The organism is Pseudomonas sp. BS3782 TE3695 (genome assembly GCF_050435305.1).
Lineage (GTDB): Bacteria > Pseudomonadota > Gammaproteobacteria > Pseudomonadales > Pseudomonadaceae > Aquipseudomonas.
The window spans coordinates 3,817,432-3,832,590 of record NZ_JBNDKB010000001.1; the positions used below are offsets into that span (position 1 = coordinate 3,817,432).

Genomic DNA, 15,159 nt, shown 5'->3' on the forward strand with positions numbered 1-15,159 from the left:
AAGGAAGCAAGCACATGGGACTGTTTGATTATAAAAATGCCGGCAGTGAGGCCGGTAAAGCGCTGTACTCCGACGCGATCTCGCTGACGCTCTACGCCTACACACCGACCGGCCAGCCATTGCCGGCGACCGCTTGGGCGCCAATTGGCGCGGCAGCGTTGGGCTATCAGGGCAACGTCGGGGCGCAAGGCACTTTCTATGGCGAGAAGGACGGCTTCACCAGCGCCGAAGCCGAAGTGCTCGGTAAATACGACGGGGCAGGGAAGCTGATCGGCATCGGTATCGCTTTCCGTGGCACCGGTGGCTTGGGGTACAGCGACACTTTCGGCGACATGAAAAACAATCTGCTGGCCGCGGTCGGGCCGGTGGATTACGCGACGAACTACGCGAAAAACGCCTTCGACACTTTGCTCAAAGATGTCGCCGCGTTTGCCATCGCCCATGGCTTGAGTGCCAAGGACGTACTGGTCAGCGGGCATAGCCTCGGTGGGTTGGGGGTCAACAGCCTCGCGGAGTTGAGCGGCAATAATTGGGGCGGTTTTTTCAAGGACGCCAACTACATCGCCTTCGCCTCGCCGACCCAAAGCGCCACCGGCGGCAACGTGCTGAATATCGGCTACGAAAACGACCCGGTGTTTCGAGTGCTCGACGGCACCACCTTCAGCAGTGGCTCGCTGGGCAAGCACGACGGTCATCAGGCGTCGGCGACCAACAACATCGTCAACTTCAATGACCAGTACGCTTCCACCGCGCAGAACCTGGTGCCATTCAGCATCCTCAATCCGCTGAACTGGTCGGCCCACGGTTCGTTGGGCTATGCCGACGGCTTGAACCGGGTGATCGACTCGCGCTTCTACGACCTCACCGACAAGGACTCGACGCTGATCGTGTCCAACCTGTCGGAATCGTCCCGAGGCAGCACCTGGGTCGAAGACCTGGGCCGCAGCGGCGAGCCGCACACCGGCAGCACCTTCATCATCGGCACCGAGAGCAATGACTGGCTCAAGGGCGGCGCGGGCAATGACTTCATCGAAGGCCGCGACGGTAACGACCGGTTCCGCGATGACGGTGGCTACAACCTGCTGCTGGGCGGCAAGGGCAGCAACACCTTCGAGCTGCAGAAGCCGTTGCAGAACTTCAGCTTTGCCAACGATGGCGACGGCACGTTGTACGTGCGCGACGCCTACGGCGGCATCAGCATGACCCGCGACATCGGCGCGCTGGTGAGCAAGGAGTCGGGTTCGTGGTGGGGCAGCAAGGAGGTGACCTACAACGTCACCGCCAACGGTTTGCTCAACGGCACCGAACTGACCCACTACAACCACTCGCTCAACGGTGATGCCTATAGCAACACGCTGGCGGCGACGCTGGATGGCGATTGGCTGTTCGGCAACGCTGGTGACGACCTGCTGCGCAGCGACAAAAGCCACGTGACCTTCGTCGGTGGCGCGGGCAATGACGTGATGCAGGCCTCGGGGGGCGGCAACAACACCTTCCTGTTCAGCGGTGCCTTCGGCTTCGACGCGATCAATGGCTATCAGGGCAGCGACAAACTGGTGTTCATGGGCGTCCAGGGCGCAGGGCAGGGGTATGACTACACCCAGCACACGACCCAGTCCGGCAACGACACGGTGCTCAAGATTGGCGATTACGCCGTAACGCTGGTGGGCGTGGGTCTGGATAATCTCTCGGCTTCGGGAATTACCTTCGCGTAAAGGCTGCATGCACTAAATGCTCCGGGGCGCCTCGTCAGTGAGGCGTCCTGGTTGTGAGCTATCTCTGACAATTCCAACAAAGAGAGAGGCAATACCAATGGGTGTGTATGACTACAAAAACTTCGGCACAGCAGACTCCAAGGCGTTGTTCAGCGACGCGATGGCGATCACGCTGTATTCCTATCACAACCTCGACAACGGTTTCGCCACCGGTTACCAGCAAAACGGCTTCGGCCTGGGCTTGCCGGCAACCCTGGTCACCGCGCTGATCGGCGGCACCGATTCCCAGGGCGTCATTCCCGGCATTCCCTGGAACCCCGATTCGGAAAAGGCTGCTCTCGAAGCTGTGCAAAAAGCCGGCTGGACGCCGATCACCGCCGCGCAATTGGGCTATGACGGCAAGACCGACGCTCGCGGAACCTTCTTCGGCGAGAAGGACGGTTACACCAGCGCCCAAGTGGAGATCCTCGGCAAGTACGACGCCCAGGGTCATCTCACCGAAATCGGTATCGCTTTTCGCGGCACCAGTGGCCCGCGGGAAATCCAGATCGGCGACTCCATCGGTGACGTGATCAACGATCTGCTGGCGGCGCTGGGTCCCAAGGATTACGCGAAAAACTACGCAGGCGAAGCTTTCGGCAATCTGCTCAGTGACGTTGCAGCGTTTGCCCAGGCCAATGGGCTTTCGGGCAAGGACGTGCTGGTCAGCGGCCACAGCCTCGGCGGGTTGGCGGTCAATAGCCTGGCGGACTTGAGCAGCGATAAGTGGTCCGGTTTTTACCAGGATTCCAACTACATCGCCTACGCCTCGCCGACCCAAAGCAGCAGCGACAAAGTGCTGAACATCGGTTATGAAAACGACCCGGTGTTCCGCGCCCTCGATGGCTCGACATTCAACCTGTCCTCGGTGGGCGTGCACGATGCCGCCAAGGATTCGACGACCGATAACATCGTCAGCTTCAACGACCACTACGCCTCGACGGCGTGGAACGTGTTGCCGTATTCGATCCTCAACATTCCCACCTGGATTTCCCACTTGCCCACCGGTTACGGCGACGGCATGACCCGCGTGCTGGAGTCGCAGTTCTACGACCTGACCAGCAAAGACTCGACCATCATCGTCGCCAACCTCTCGGACCCGGCTCGCAGCAACACCTGGGTCCAGGACTTGAACCGCAACGCCGAAACCCACAAAGGCAGCACCTTCATCATCGGCAGCGACGGCAATGACCTGATCCAGGGCGGCAAGGGTAACGACTACCTGGAAGGCCGCGACGGCAACGACACCTTCCGCGATGGCGGTGGCTACAACATCCTGTTGGGCGGCAAGGGCAGCAACGTGCTGGACCTGCAGGAGTCAGTGAAGAACTTTGTCTTCGCCAATGACGATGCCGGCAACCTGTACGTGCGCGACGCCAACGGCGGCATCAGCATCACTCGCGACATCGGCAGCATCGTCACCAAGGAGCCGGGTTTTCTCTGGGGGGTGTTCAAGGATGACGTGACCCACAGCGTCACCGCCAATGGCCTTGTGACCGGCAGCAACCTGACCCAGTACGCCTCAAGCGTGAAGGGCACGACCGGCGCCGACACCCTCAATGCGCACGCAACCGGCGACTGGATGTTTGGCTTCGATGGCAACGACCATTTGCTCGGCAGCAGCGGCAACGACGTGTTTGTCGGCGGGGCGGGTAATGACCTGATGGAGTCGGGTGGCGGGGTCGATACGTTCCTGTTCAGCGGCGCGTTTGGCCAGGATCGGGTGGTGGGTTATCAAGCCAACGACAAACTGGTGTTCCTCGGGGTTCAGGGCGTTGCGCCGAACGATGACTACCGGGCCCATGCCACGGCGGTGGGGCAGGATACGCTGCTCACATTTGGCTCTGATTCGGTGACCCTGGTGGGTGTCGGGCTGGACAGTTTGTCCGGTAGTGGGATTGTGATCGCCTGAGGGTGATGCGGCGCCGGTAAGGGCCTCTTCGCGAGCAAGCCCGCTCCCACATTCGATCTTCAGTGAACACCAAATATGGGTACGCCTGCGATCAAAATGTGGGAGCGGGCTTGCTCGCGAAGAACGATAACGCGGTAACCTGCCTGTCTACGTGACCCACCGGTCACTCTCGAACTTCAATACCTGCACCAACATAAATCTGGCACTAAACAATCAGCCCACATGCACGTTATACTATAACGCAGGTGCTGCATGCCGCCATTGAGTACAGGAGATTTTGCAACGTGAGTAACAGCAAGAGGCACACCTTCGGAATGGCGCTGGCCTTTATATCGGCAACCGCCGCCGCAGAACTGCCTCAAAGCTCGATTCTGACCCGTTACGGAGTCACCTCCGATCAACTGCCAGAACCGGCCGCGATCGAAACCGCCAAACCCATCGAAGAGAAAACCCGCTTTCAAATCCAGCCGGAACAGCCCTGGGTGACAGTGCGCCTGGGCGACGATAAACAACCGGAGAAAACCGGCAATATCAGCATCGATCGTTCGATGCAGCAGGAACGGGAGCGTTGCCAGCGGATGCAGGAACGACTGATCCGGCAAGGAGGGCAGTCCGTCTCCTGCGATAACAGCATTCCAGGGATTCACTGAGCAATGAAGCAACAGACGCTGCCAGGCTGAAGCAACAGGGCTGAGCCCACTGACCACGACATGAGTGACTGATATGACCCTATCCACAAGCGTGGCAGGGCGGGCGGGAAGTGTTTCTTCTGCGCTTGCCTGCAGCGCTGCAAAAACCAACACCCGGATGCTCGCCATCGACGCCCTGCGCGGCTTCGTCATGCTCTGCATGCTGGTCGACCATGTGCGGGAAACCTTTTTGCTGCACCGCCAGGTGACCGACCCGATCGACGCCTTGAGCGTGACCCCGGACCTGTTCTTCACCCGACTGCTGAGCACAATCTGCGCCCCGGTGTTCATCTTCCTCACCGGTTTGTCGGCTTGGCTCTACAGCCAGAAACACACGGCCAACGAGACGTCGGTGTTCCTGCTCAAGCGCGGGCTGTTCCTGGTGTTTCTAGAGCTCACGTTCGTGTGCTTTGCCTGGAACGCCGAGTTCCCGCCCAAGACGTTGTGGTTGCAAGTGATCTGGTGCATCGGCATTTGCATGATCGTGCTTGCCGGGTTGCTGCATTTCAAACGGGGTTGGTTGATCGTACTGGGGCTAGCGATTGTCGCCGGGCACAACCTGCTCGACGGCGTGACCGTGGGGCCGGAGTCGCCGTTCTTTGTGCCGTGGTCGATCCTGCATCAGCGAGTGTTCATCGACATCACCGAGTTCACCCGGGCACGCACCACGTATCCGGTGTTGCCGTGGATCGGGGTGATTCTGCTGGGCTGGGCCATCGGGCCATGGTTCGGCAAGGACATGGAACCGGCGGCGCGGATTTCGCGGTTGCTGAAAGTCGGCTGCGGCCTGCTGGTGGCCTTCGTGTTCATCCGCTACTTGAATGTTTATGGCGAGAAGCCCTGGGTGCAAACCGGTGAGTCGCTGCGCACTTTCATGAGTTTCCTGAGCGCGAAGAAGTACCCGCCATCGCTGATGTTCCTGATGCCGACGCTTGGTCTGGGATTGATTCTTTTGGCGTTGTTCGAGAAAGCTCAGGATCGCTGGTCCACCGCGACCTTGGCAATCTACGGCGGTGCGCCGATGTTCTTCTATTTGCTGCACCTGTACGTGCTCAAGGCGATGTACTTGATTGCCGTCGCGATCTGGGGCACCAATCAGGGGACTTATTACGGCTTCGACAACCTGCCCATGGTCTGGCTATGGAGCGTGATCCTAGGAGTGTTGCTGTTCTTCCCGACGCGCTGGTTCGCCAACCTTAAACAGCGCCGTCGCGACATCGCGATTCTCAAATACCTCTGATCAAAGACCGCGTCCACCGGGAAGTTTGAGCGACGAAGAACCTGTGGGAGCGTGGCTTGCCCGCGAAGAACGATTACGCGTGATACCTGACAAACCGCGGTGAATTTTTCGCGGGCAAGCCACGCTCCCACAGGATATTCGTCGTTTAGCCCGCCAGGGGCTCAGTCTTCCTTGCGAACCGTGGCCACTTCATCGGCCCGGACTTTCACTTTTGCCCCGGAAATATCTTCAAACTCAAAGAAGCCGTCCTCGGTTTTGGTATCCGGCATGTCCTTGGTCAAATACTGAGTGCCGTTCTGCAGGGTGACAACCGTTGGCGTCGAGCAACCGGCCAGGGCCAGAAAGGCCGCTACCGCCAAGGGCAAACCCAGAGTCTTGATATTCATACACACCTCTCCTTACTCAATAAAAACAGCGCGAACGCCTCGCTTGAGGTCAATCGTCACCGTGCCTCTAACGCGGTTGGTGTGATGGAATGGCAGAAAGTTCGATGGTCACCCGAAAATTGCCGAATAGCGTCGCCACTGATCTTTTTCCGTTTGCGCCGGGTAGGGCATAACTGGTATCTGTACGCATAACCAGTACTCGTTTGCCATGGCCCTAAATGCCCGTGATTGTAAATCCCCTCGATGATCCGTTCTATTACTTGAACAACTTCATGCAAGTGCTTGATTGGCTTGAACATCGTTATGCCGATGTATTGAGCATCGAAGAACAGGATTTCATCCGCGACTTCAACCGACTGCCCCGTGAGTCCCAGGCTCTGCTGGTCAGGCTGGTGATGCGCAAGGGCGTGCATTTCAGGGCCGGAAAATTGAGTTACGCCGAGATCGGTGACATCGACAGCGCTGCAGCGCCGTTGCTGGCATTGGGCTGGCTCGATGAGCAGTCGCCGTTACACATCGAAGATTTGTTCGAAGTGCTGCTCAAGGCCGAGATGCTCCAGTGCTTTGGCAGCGTCATCGATCAGCCCAAAGGCAAAAAGACCGATTGGCTGCCAGCCCTGAGCGAGCAGTTTCCCCAAGCGCACAGTTTTGTCCAATGGTGTCCGGCCCTGAATGACCGGTTGTTCAGCCTGACCGTCATGGGCCTGTGCGACCGATTGCGGCTGATGTTCTTTGGCAATCTTTACCAGGACTGGTCGGAATTCGTGCTGGCCGACCTGGGCATCTTTACCTACGAGAGGGTCGAGTTCTGCGCCGAATCCCGCGGCTTGCGCAGTCGCGAAGACGTCGACGCCTGCCTGTTCCTGCACAGCTGCCAGCAGCGTTTCGAGGCTGGTGAAAACGTGGCGGACGTAGTCGAGCAGATCAACGGGCTGCAACTCGACAATCCCTGGCTGCAAAAACGGCGCGGCAAACTGCTGTTCCAGATCGGCCAGCATTGCGAGCGCGTTGCGGATTTTTCCACTGCCCTGAACCTCTACCGTGAATGCGCCTACCCTGGCGCGCGTGTGCGGCTGATTCGCGTGCTTGAGCGCTGTGCGGAATATCAACTGGCCATGGACCTGGCCACCTACGCCGAGCAAGCCCCTGAAAGCGCCGCCGAGCATCAGCACCTCTTGCGTGTGTTGCCCAGGCTGCGGCGCAAACTGGGTGGGCCGCCGATCAAGCGGCCAGCTCCTCGGGCCATGCAGCGTCTGGACCTGCAACTGCCCCGGCACGATCCGGCGTTGTCGGTAGAGTCTTACGTTCAGGCGCATCTGGCGGACGATTCGGCGCCGGTGCATTACGTCGAGAACAGCCTGATCAACTCGCTGTTCGGGCTGTTGTGCTGGCCGGCGATCTTCGCGCCGTTACCGGGGGCGTTTTTTCACCCATTCCAGCGCGGCCCAGTGGACCTGCTCAACGAAGACTTTCATGCGCGGCGCGCCGATCTGTTTCAGGCCTGCCTCGCGGAACTCGATGACGGGCGTTATGTGCAAACCGTGCGCGAGCGTTACAGCGCCAAGTGGGGCGTGCAGTCACCGTTCGTATTCTGGGGCGCACTGAGCGAGGAACTGCTGGAGCAGGCGCTCGACTGTCTGCCCGCCGAACACCTCAAGCACTGGTTCAATCGACTGCTGCTCGACATCAAGGCCAACCGCGCCGGCATGCCGGACCTGATTCAATTCTGGCCGCAAGACAAAACCTACTGGATGATCGAAGTCAAAGGCCCCGGCGATCGGTTGCAAGACAATCAATTGCGCTGGCTGGAATTCTGTCACGAGCACCAGATGCCGATCGCCGTGTGCTACGTGCAATGGACGGAGCAGGGCGCGTGAGCTACAGCATTGCGGTGCGGGCGCTGTGTGAATTCACCGCCAAGGTCGGCGACCTCGACCTGCGCTTTACCCCGTCGCCAACCGCACTGGAAGGTATCTTCGGGCATCGTACCGTGGCGTCACGGCGCAGCGAGGGTTACCAGAATGAAGTCGCGCTGGAAGGCCAGTATCGAACCTTGACCGTGAAGGGCCGGGCGGACGGCTACGATCCGGCGCAAAACTGCCTCGAAGAAGTCAAAACCTACCGTGGCGACCTGAGCAAACAACCGGCCAATCACCGGCAGTTGCACTGGGCGCAGGCGAAGATCTACGGCGCGTTGATGTGCCAGAAATTGCAGTTGGAGCAGATTAATCTGGCGCTGGTGTACTTCGATATCGTCAGCGAAAAGGAAACCTGTCTGGTCGAGGCCTTCAGCGCCGCCGAACTACAGCTGTTCTTCGTACATCACTGCGGATTGTTTCTGCACTGGGCCGAACAGGAAATGGCCCATCGCGAAGGGCGCAATCTGGCGGCGCAACAGCTGGCATTTCCCCATGCCGATTTTCGTCCGGGGCAACGGCATCTGGCCGAATCGGTGTTCAAGGCGGTCAGCACCGGTCGCTGTCTGATGGCCCAGGCACCGACCGGTATCGGCAAGACCGTTGGCACGCTGTTCCCGATGCTCAAGGCCCTGGCGCCGCAACAACTGGACAAGGTGTTTTTCCTCACGGCGAAAACTCCCGGGCGCAAATTGGCGCTGGATGCCGCGCAGGTCATCCTCGACAGCGCCGACGCTCCACCATTGCGAGTCCTCGAGATGATCGCCCGGGACAAGGCTTGCGAGCACCCGGACAAGGCCTGCCATGGCGAGTCCTGTCCGTTGGCCCAGGGTTTTTATGATCGTCTGCCGGCCGCACGTCAGGCCGCCAGCCAACTGAGCGTGTTGAATCAGAGTGCCTTGCGCGAGGTTGCCCTGCAGCATGAGATTTGCCCCTACTACCTCTGCCAGGAAATGGCCCGCTGGGCGGACGTGGTAGTCGCCGACTACAACTACTATTTCGACTTCAGTGCGTTGCTGTTCGGACTGGCCCTGGCCAATAACTGGAAAGTCGCGGTGCTGGTGGACGAAGCCCACAATCTGGTGGAACGCGGCCGGCAGATGTACAGCGCCAGCCTTGATCAGGCGACGTTGAACAGCGTGCGAAAAACCGCGCCCGAAACACTGAAGAGATCCTTGCAACGGGTCAATCGTGAATGGAATGCCTTGCATGATCAGCAACTCAGTCCCTATCAGGCCTACGACAAAGCCCCGGAAAAACTGCTTCAGGCGCTGTCTTTATGCTGCGCGAGCATCGGCGACTACCTGAACGATTACCCTCAGGGCCTGGACAGCGGCTTGCAGAATTTTTACTTCGACATGCTGCAATTCGGCCGTGTGGCTGAATTGTTCGATGAGCATTTCCTGTTCGACATCAGCAAACGCGACCTCGAGCGCAAGCGCAACCTGTCGCAACTGTGCCTGCGCAATGTGGTGCCCGCCGGTTTCATTCGCCCGCGCTTGACTGCTGCGCGTAGCACTGTGCTGTTTTCCGCCACCCTGAGCCCTCGGCATTATTACGCCGACTTGCTGGGTACACCGGCGAATACCGTCTGGATTGATGTGGAGTCACCGTTCAGCGCTGAACAGTTGCAAGTGCACATCGTCAGCCAGATTTCGACCCGCTTTGTCCACCGTCAGGCATCCCTTGAGCCCATCGTCGAACTGATCGCCAGACAGTTCATCCAGCGCCCCGGTAATTACCTGGCATTCTTCAGCAGCTTCGATTATTTGCAGCAAGTGGCGCAGTTGCTGGCCGAGCGGCATCCGCACATCACGCTGTGGTCACAGTCTCGGGGAATGGGGGAAGGGCCACGTCAGGCCTTTCTCGATCAATTCACCGTCCATGGTCAGGGCGTCGGCTTTGCCGTGCTGGGTGGAGCATTCGGCGAAGGCATCGATCTTCCCGGCGCGCAGTTGATTGGTGCATTCATTGCTACCTTGGGGCTGGCGCAATTCAATCCTGTCAACGAACAGATGAAACAACGCATGACCGCGATTTTCGGTGCCGGGTATGACTACACCTACCTGTTTCCTGGCGTTCAGAAAGTAGTGCAAGCAGCGGGGCGTGTGATCCGCACTCAGCAGGATCAAGGGGTGGTGATGTTGATCGATGACCGGTTTGGCGAGAGCAAGGTCAAGCAATTATTGCCTCGTTGGTGGTCGGTCGAAACTGCCCTTGAGTCAGTGCGGTGAAATCCTTCATTGAGCGTTCAGAGTATCTGGAATAAGGGTCAGTGGCGCACGCCCCTTGCGATCAGATCGAAGTGCCTTTTTGGGAACTGTCTTATTCCCCGGTTTGTCGCATACTCCAGAGAAACAATGGATGGGTGGGATGTCATGAGAGGTGTCCGGACCAAGATTAATGCGATCGATGAGATGCGCTGTCGTCTGCTGATCGATGCGGTGATCGACTACGCGATCTACATGATTGACCCCGATGGCATCATCACTAGTTGGAACGCTGGGGCCAGGCGTTTCAAAGGGTATGAGGAAGCGGAAATTCTCGGCCAGCATTTCTCGCGTTTTTATACCGAAGAAGATCGCCATGCCGGTCTGCCTCAACGTGCTCTTGATACCGCCATTGACGAAGGGCGTTTCGAAGGCGAAGGCTGGCGGGTTCGCAAGGATGGCACGCTTTTTTGGTCCCATGTGGTCATCGACCCCATTCTCGATCCGTCGGGCAAATTGTTGGGTTTTGCCAAGATCACCCGGGATTTGACCGACCGCAAAATGGCCGAGGAAACCCTCAAGCAAAGTGAGCAGCAGTTCCGGCTGCTGGTGCAAAGCGTCACCGACTACGCCATCTACATGCTCGCCCCGGATGGACGTTTGACCAACTGGAATCAAGGGGCTCAACGCATCAAAGGCTACCGACCCGAAGAAGTGATCGGCCAGCATTTCTCGATGTTTTATACCCCTGAAGATCGCGAAGCCGGTGAACCGCAACGAGCGCTGGAAATGGCTACGCGTGAAGGACGATTTGAAAACAACGCCTGGCGCGTGCGCAAGGATGGCACGCGGTTTTTTGCGCATGTGGTGGTCGACCCGATTTGGGGCGACACCGGCACGTTGCTGGGGTTTGCCAAGATCACTCGGGACATCACCGAGGTCACCCAAGCTCAACAAGCGCTTGAGCAAACCCGCGAAGCGTTGTTTCAGGCGCAGAAAATGCAGGCCATCGGTCAGCTCAGCGGCGGGATTGCCCACGACTTCAATAATTTGCTGACGGTTATCCTGGGTAATCTGGAAGTCGTTCGCAAACGTTCGGCGGACGATCCGAGAATTACCCGTTTGCTGGACAACGCTACTCAAGGTGCTTTGCGCGGCGTATCCCTGACCCAGCGCATGTTGGCGTTTGCCAGGCGTCAGGAACTCAAGACCGAATCGGTCGAGATACCGGCATTGATACAAGGGATTACCGGGCTGTTGCGCAGCGCTCTGGAACCTGTGGTCAGCATAGAAACCCGCTTTGCACCAGGACTTGAACCGGTCATGGCCGATGTCAATCAGCTCGAATTGGCGATATTGAACCTGGCGACCAATGCCCGCGATGCCATGCCCGAGGGAGGGAAACTTGTCATCAGCGCCCAAACAGAAGAAGTCCACGACCAGTCGAAATTGTCCCTGGCGCCAGGCCGCTATGTTTGCCTGAGTGTCACGGACAGGGGGGAGGGCATGGATGACGCTACCCTGGCGTCGGCAATGGACCCTTTCTTCACCACCAAAGGTGTCGGCAAAGGCACTGGCCTCGGGTTGTCGATGGTTCACGGGTTTACAGAGCAACTGGGCGGGCGACTCATTCTGAAAAGCCAGAAGGATGTCGGCACTACTGCCGAACTCTGGTTGCCCGTCGCAATCGCCGGCTCGACTATCGAACTCGTTATCGAGGATACGGCCGTGTCGCGAGTGCCGCGTTTGCGTGTATTGGTCGTGGATGACGACAGCCTGGTATTGACCAGTACCAGCCTGTTGCTTGAGGACCTGGGTCATCAGGTGATCAGTGCAGCGTCCGGTGCACAGGCACTGGCGCTGTTCGACAGCGAGCAGGAGTTTGACCTGGTCATTACGGACATGGTCATGCCCAAGATGAATGGCGCCCAACTGGCGCAGGCTATTCGGATCATCAGGCCGCACCTGCCGATCATCCTCGCCACGGGTTACGCCGAACGGCTGGAAGGCTTCGAGTCCCGACTGCCGCGCCTGTCCAAGCCTTTTACCCAACTCAACCTGGTGGAAATCATTGCGTTGGCGATGAAATGACACCTTCCGTTCGGGGCATGGTCGCGCTCCTCCGTGGCGAGCGAGCTTGCTCGCGCTGGGCTGCGTAGCGGCCCCAAAAATCTGACAACCATTGCCGATTTTTTGTGAGCGCTATGCACTCAAGCGCGAGCATGCCTCCCTCGCCACAGGTTTCTCACTGACTCAAGACTCTCGTTCGTCATTCACCGGGCTTTGCTATTCCCCCCATCAAGCAGCGAGAATCGGCGCGCCCAGTTCTTTTTTGTAGCGTGTTTTCAGGCTTTCCATCTCCGCACCCAATTCGTCAAGCGTCGTTTTGCCCAGCAATTTTTTTGCCTGAGGAAACATTTCCGTTTCCTCTTCTTCAATGTGATGTTCCAGCAGTTCCTTGACCACTTTCACTCGACCGGCAAATTCGACGGTGGAGGGGTCAGTGGTTTTCAGGTCCGGAAGCACCAGCGTATCGACGGCGCGATGTTCTTCCTTGGCTTCGTAATACATCACGTCCTGTTCCTTGCCCCCGGCTTTTTTATACGCCGGATACAGCACTTCCTCTTCCAGACGGGTATGGATCGTGATTTCCATTTCCAGTTTGGCCAGCAGCTCGGTGCGCTTTTTCACCCCACGTTCGGTGGACTCGCTCAACTGGGCCAGGATGCCTTTCACGCGTTCATGGTCGGCTTTCAACAGGTCAATGGCGTTCATGGTCAAACCTCTTGTTTCGTCACGGGATAAGCGCAAACGGTCTTCATGCCGTTGTCGCTCATAGAGCTGGAGCATTTCCCGTGCCTGTTTCGATGTTTCAGAAAAGTCCCGTAAAAACAGTGAGTTGCAATCAAAGGAGGGCGGCGTTTGTCGTGCAACCTGCAAGAATATCCGTTGCTGTTCAATGCAGGTTGAACGAACGATTGCCTCACCCAAAAAGGTGTCAGGCATCCGGTTCATGGCGGCGCTCATAACGAGTCAGCATCGGTTGAGTACTGATGCCATGCGCCAGAATGCTGAGCGCCACCACCGACAACGTCAGGTCGGTGCACAGCGTCGCTGCCGCCGGACCGAGGTCGTGGTTCAAGGCGTAGAACAGGTAATAAAAACTCCCGATCCCGCGGATCCCGAACCAGCCGATCAACAGCTGCTGGCGACCGTCCAGCAAGCGCCCCCATGGCATGAGCCATACGCACAAGGGGCGAATGGCACAGAACAACACCAGCGCAATCACCAACGCTCGCCAATCCCAATGGCCCACCAGCACTACGCCCAGCAGGGTGACCAGAAACACTTCCATGGCCCGTTCTACCAAACTGCCGAATGCCAGCATGTCACCCATCATGATGCCCGCCGCGACTTGGGTTTCTGGCAGATTCGCCACGTCGCCGTGGACGGCAGCCTCAGGTTCGACGTTTTGGTGGCCGACGATCGGTTGCACCAGATGCTCGGCAGGGATTCGCGCGTCGCCGGTGGATTTGACTTCGGCCTGTCGCAACCCCAGGCCGGCGGCGAATACCGACAGAAAGCCATAGCCATGGATCACCTCGGCCGCGACATAGGCGAGGGCGATCAGGGCCAGTGTCAGGTAATCGTTGGGGGAGATGGTGCTGTCGGCATTGCGGATGCGCATCGACAAGGTCAAGCGACCGATACCGTGGCCCATCCAGTAACCGATGAACAAACCGGCAGGCACGGCCCACAGCACACTTTTCAATGCCCAGTCACTGAGCCAGGCGTCGCTATTGCCGCCCTGCTGCACGAAGAGTAAGCCGAGGATCACGAATGGAAAGGCGATGCCGTCATTGAGGCCCGCCTCGCCGGTGAGCCCGAAACGCACCGAGTCGTAATCCCTGGCGTCGTTGACCTGCAGCAGTGAGGCCAGTACCGGATCGGTGGGGGCCAGAATCGCCCCGATCAGCAACGACGGCCCCCACGCCAGGGCAAAACCGTAATGCAGTAGCAGGCAGACGCCAATGATGGTCAAGATCATCACCGGTCCCGCCAGGCCGAACGCCACCCGCCATCGAAGATCCTTCAGTGGCAGACGCAATTTGAGCCCGCAGACAAACAGCGAAAAGAGCACAGCGACTTCCGTCAGGTGCTCCATCCAGATCGCCGTGTCCTTGATGTCCAGCTTCAACAAGCCCAGGCCACCCGGCCCGATCGCCACGCCCAGCGCCAGGCACACCGCTGACGTGGTCACCGGCATCCAGCGCAGATAGGACGAGGTCAGCGCCAGGGTCAGCAGCACCGCACCCAACACCGCCACCCATACAATGAAGCTCATGGCCGGTTCTCGGAGGTGTACCGCCGACCGCCGGCGGATGGCGGACTCAGGAAAATCAAACGCCAGTCACGCGCACGTACTCAGGTCCCAGGTAGTTGAACCAGAGCAGAATCATCTCCACCAAAATAGTCACCAGCACCAATAGCCCGACGCCCCATACGCTCGCCGCATACAGCAGGCCTTGCTCCTTGCGTTCGTGCATGAAGATCGGCAAACCGACGAACAGCAAAAACGTTGAATAAAGGGAGGCGGCCCCCAGCACGGTGATCGCCAGCCAGCGACTCGGATAAAGCCCGGCAATACCTGCAAGGAAGAACGGGGTGACAGTGTAGGCGGCAAAACCGATGCACTGATTGACGGTGGGGCGGGAGTCGAAGGTGCGCGACATCCAGCGGATGAACAGCCCCATCAGCACCACGCCGACAATGATGCTCAAGTACAGCAGCCCACAGAGTTGCAGGGCGCTGGCGGTACTGAGTTTGACCGTTTCGTTTTCGGCCAGGCTCCAGCCGACGTAGGTGGTCCCGAAAAACAGGCACACGGCGGGAATCAAGGCGAGCAATAGTAAATGGGCGAGGTAATGGCGCGGATTCGCTTCCTCTTCTTTGCGGATATCGGTCCAGACGAAATTGGGCTGAGTGAACAGCCTGACAAAGGGTGCGGACATGTCGACCTCCAGGTAACGAGCGGCCCGGCATAGGGGCCCC

11 protein-coding genes are annotated in these 15,159 nt (G+C 58.6%); 7 read left to right on the plus strand and 4 right to left on the minus strand.

The annotated features are described in order from the left end of the window. Nucleotides 1–14 precede the first annotated feature (14 nt). The 4 genes from ABH909_RS17210 (at nucleotide 15) to ABH909_RS17225 (ending at nucleotide 5,595) form a co-directional block, all read left to right on the plus strand. Nucleotides 15–1,715, plus strand: coding sequence for a polyurethane esterase (locus ABH909_RS17210; RefSeq protein WP_429435329.1), 1,701 nt, complete (start codon nucleotides 15–17; stop codon nucleotides 1,713–1,715). A gap of 97 nt (nucleotides 1,716–1,812) precedes the next feature. Continuing rightward, nucleotides 1,813–3,666: a polyurethane esterase gene (locus tag ABH909_RS17215; protein WP_429435331.1), complete on the plus strand. Its 1,854-nt coding sequence runs from the start codon at nucleotides 1,813–1,815 to the stop codon at nucleotides 3,664–3,666. 284 nt (nucleotides 3,667–3,950) lie between these two features. Then, nucleotides 3,951–4,316 (plus strand): hypothetical protein, encoded by a 366-nt coding sequence (locus ABH909_RS17220; RefSeq protein ID WP_429435333.1) that lies wholly within the window; start codon nucleotides 3,951–3,953, stop codon nucleotides 4,314–4,316. A 73-nt stretch (nucleotides 4,317–4,389) separates the two neighbouring features. Then, nucleotides 4,390–5,595, plus strand: a complete 1,206-nt coding sequence (locus ABH909_RS17225) for a DUF1624 domain-containing protein (protein WP_429435335.1) — start codon at nucleotides 4,390–4,392, stop codon at nucleotides 5,593–5,595. Between the two features lie 161 nt (nucleotides 5,596–5,756). Here ABH909_RS17225 and ABH909_RS17230 read toward each other — a convergent pair whose 3' ends face one another. Next, on the minus strand, nucleotides 5,757–5,981 hold the full coding sequence (locus ABH909_RS17230) for a YgdI/YgdR family lipoprotein (protein WP_095632581.1): 225 nt from the start codon (nucleotides 5,979–5,981) through the stop codon (nucleotides 5,757–5,759). Between the two features lie 218 nt (nucleotides 5,982–6,199). Between ABH909_RS17230 and ABH909_RS17235 the strand changes: the two genes are divergently transcribed. The 3 genes from ABH909_RS17235 to ABH909_RS17245 all read left to right on the plus strand — a co-directional run bounded on the left by ABH909_RS17235 (nucleotide 6,200) and on the right by ABH909_RS17245 (nucleotide 12,198). Continuing rightward, nucleotides 6,200–7,858 (plus strand): VRR-NUC domain-containing protein, encoded by a 1,659-nt coding sequence (locus ABH909_RS17235; protein WP_429435337.1) that lies wholly within the window; start codon nucleotides 6,200–6,202, stop codon nucleotides 7,856–7,858. Beyond that, on the plus strand, nucleotides 7,855–10,131 hold the full coding sequence (locus ABH909_RS17240) for a helicase C-terminal domain-containing protein (protein ID WP_429435339.1): 2,277 nt from the start codon (nucleotides 7,855–7,857) through the stop codon (nucleotides 10,129–10,131). Before ABH909_RS17235 ends, ABH909_RS17240 begins: the two co-directional genes overlap by 4 nt. Nucleotides 10,132–10,275: 144 nt before the next feature. After that, nucleotides 10,276–12,198 carry a PAS domain S-box protein gene (locus ABH909_RS17245; protein WP_429435341.1) on the plus strand — a complete coding sequence of 641 codons (1,923 nt, stop codon included), beginning with the start codon at nucleotides 10,276–10,278 and terminating at the stop codon, nucleotides 12,196–12,198. Between the two features lie 207 nt (nucleotides 12,199–12,405). Here the strand turns inward: ABH909_RS17245 and ABH909_RS17250 are convergent, their stop codons facing one another. From ABH909_RS17250 to ABH909_RS17260, 3 genes are all read right to left on the minus strand, one after another. Continuing rightward, entirely contained in the window at nucleotides 12,406–12,882 is a 477-nt protein-coding gene (locus tag ABH909_RS17250) for a hemerythrin domain-containing protein (protein WP_429439956.1), read from the minus strand. Between the two features lie 223 nt (nucleotides 12,883–13,105). Beyond that, nucleotides 13,106–14,452: a cation:proton antiporter gene (locus ABH909_RS17255; RefSeq protein ID WP_429435343.1), complete on the minus strand. Its 1,347-nt coding sequence runs from the start codon at nucleotides 14,450–14,452 to the stop codon at nucleotides 13,106–13,108. Nucleotides 14,453–14,507: 55 nt separating this feature from the next. Next, nucleotides 14,508–15,119: a Yip1 family protein gene (locus tag ABH909_RS17260; RefSeq protein WP_429435344.1), complete on the minus strand. Its 612-nt coding sequence runs from the start codon at nucleotides 15,117–15,119 to the stop codon at nucleotides 14,508–14,510. Nucleotides 15,120–15,159: the final 40 nt, after the last annotated feature.

Excerpts from the sequence above, each read along its gene's own strand:
- ABH909_RS17210 (WP_429435329.1), top strand. The coding sequence starts at position 15 with ATGGGACTGTTTGATTATAAAAATGCCGGCAGTGAGGCCGGTAAAGCG.
- ABH909_RS17215 (WP_429435331.1), top strand. The coding sequence starts at position 1,813 with ATGGGTGTGTATGACTACAAAAACTTCGGCACAGCAGACTCCAAGGCG.
- ABH909_RS17225 (WP_429435335.1), top strand. The coding sequence starts at position 4,390 with ATGACCCTATCCACAAGCGTGGCAGGGCGGGCGGGAAGTGTTTCTTCT.
- ABH909_RS17230 (WP_095632581.1), bottom strand. The coding sequence starts at position 5,981 with ATGAATATCAAGACTCTGGGTTTGCCCTTGGCGGTAGCGGCCTTTCTG.
- ABH909_RS17235 (WP_429435337.1), top strand. The coding sequence starts at position 6,200 with ATGCCCGTGATTGTAAATCCCCTCGATGATCCGTTCTATTACTTGAAC.
- ABH909_RS17245 (WP_429435341.1), top strand. The coding sequence starts at position 10,276 with ATGAGAGGTGTCCGGACCAAGATTAATGCGATCGATGAGATGCGCTGT.
- ABH909_RS17250 (WP_429439956.1), bottom strand. The coding sequence starts at position 12,882 with ATGAACGCCATTGACCTGTTGAAAGCCGACCATGAACGCGTGAAAGGC.
- ABH909_RS17255 (WP_429435343.1), bottom strand. The coding sequence starts at position 14,452 with ATGAGCTTCATTGTATGGGTGGCGGTGTTGGGTGCGGTGCTGCTGACC.
- ABH909_RS17260 (WP_429435344.1), bottom strand. The coding sequence starts at position 15,119 with ATGTCCGCACCCTTTGTCAGGCTGTTCACTCAGCCCAATTTCGTCTGG.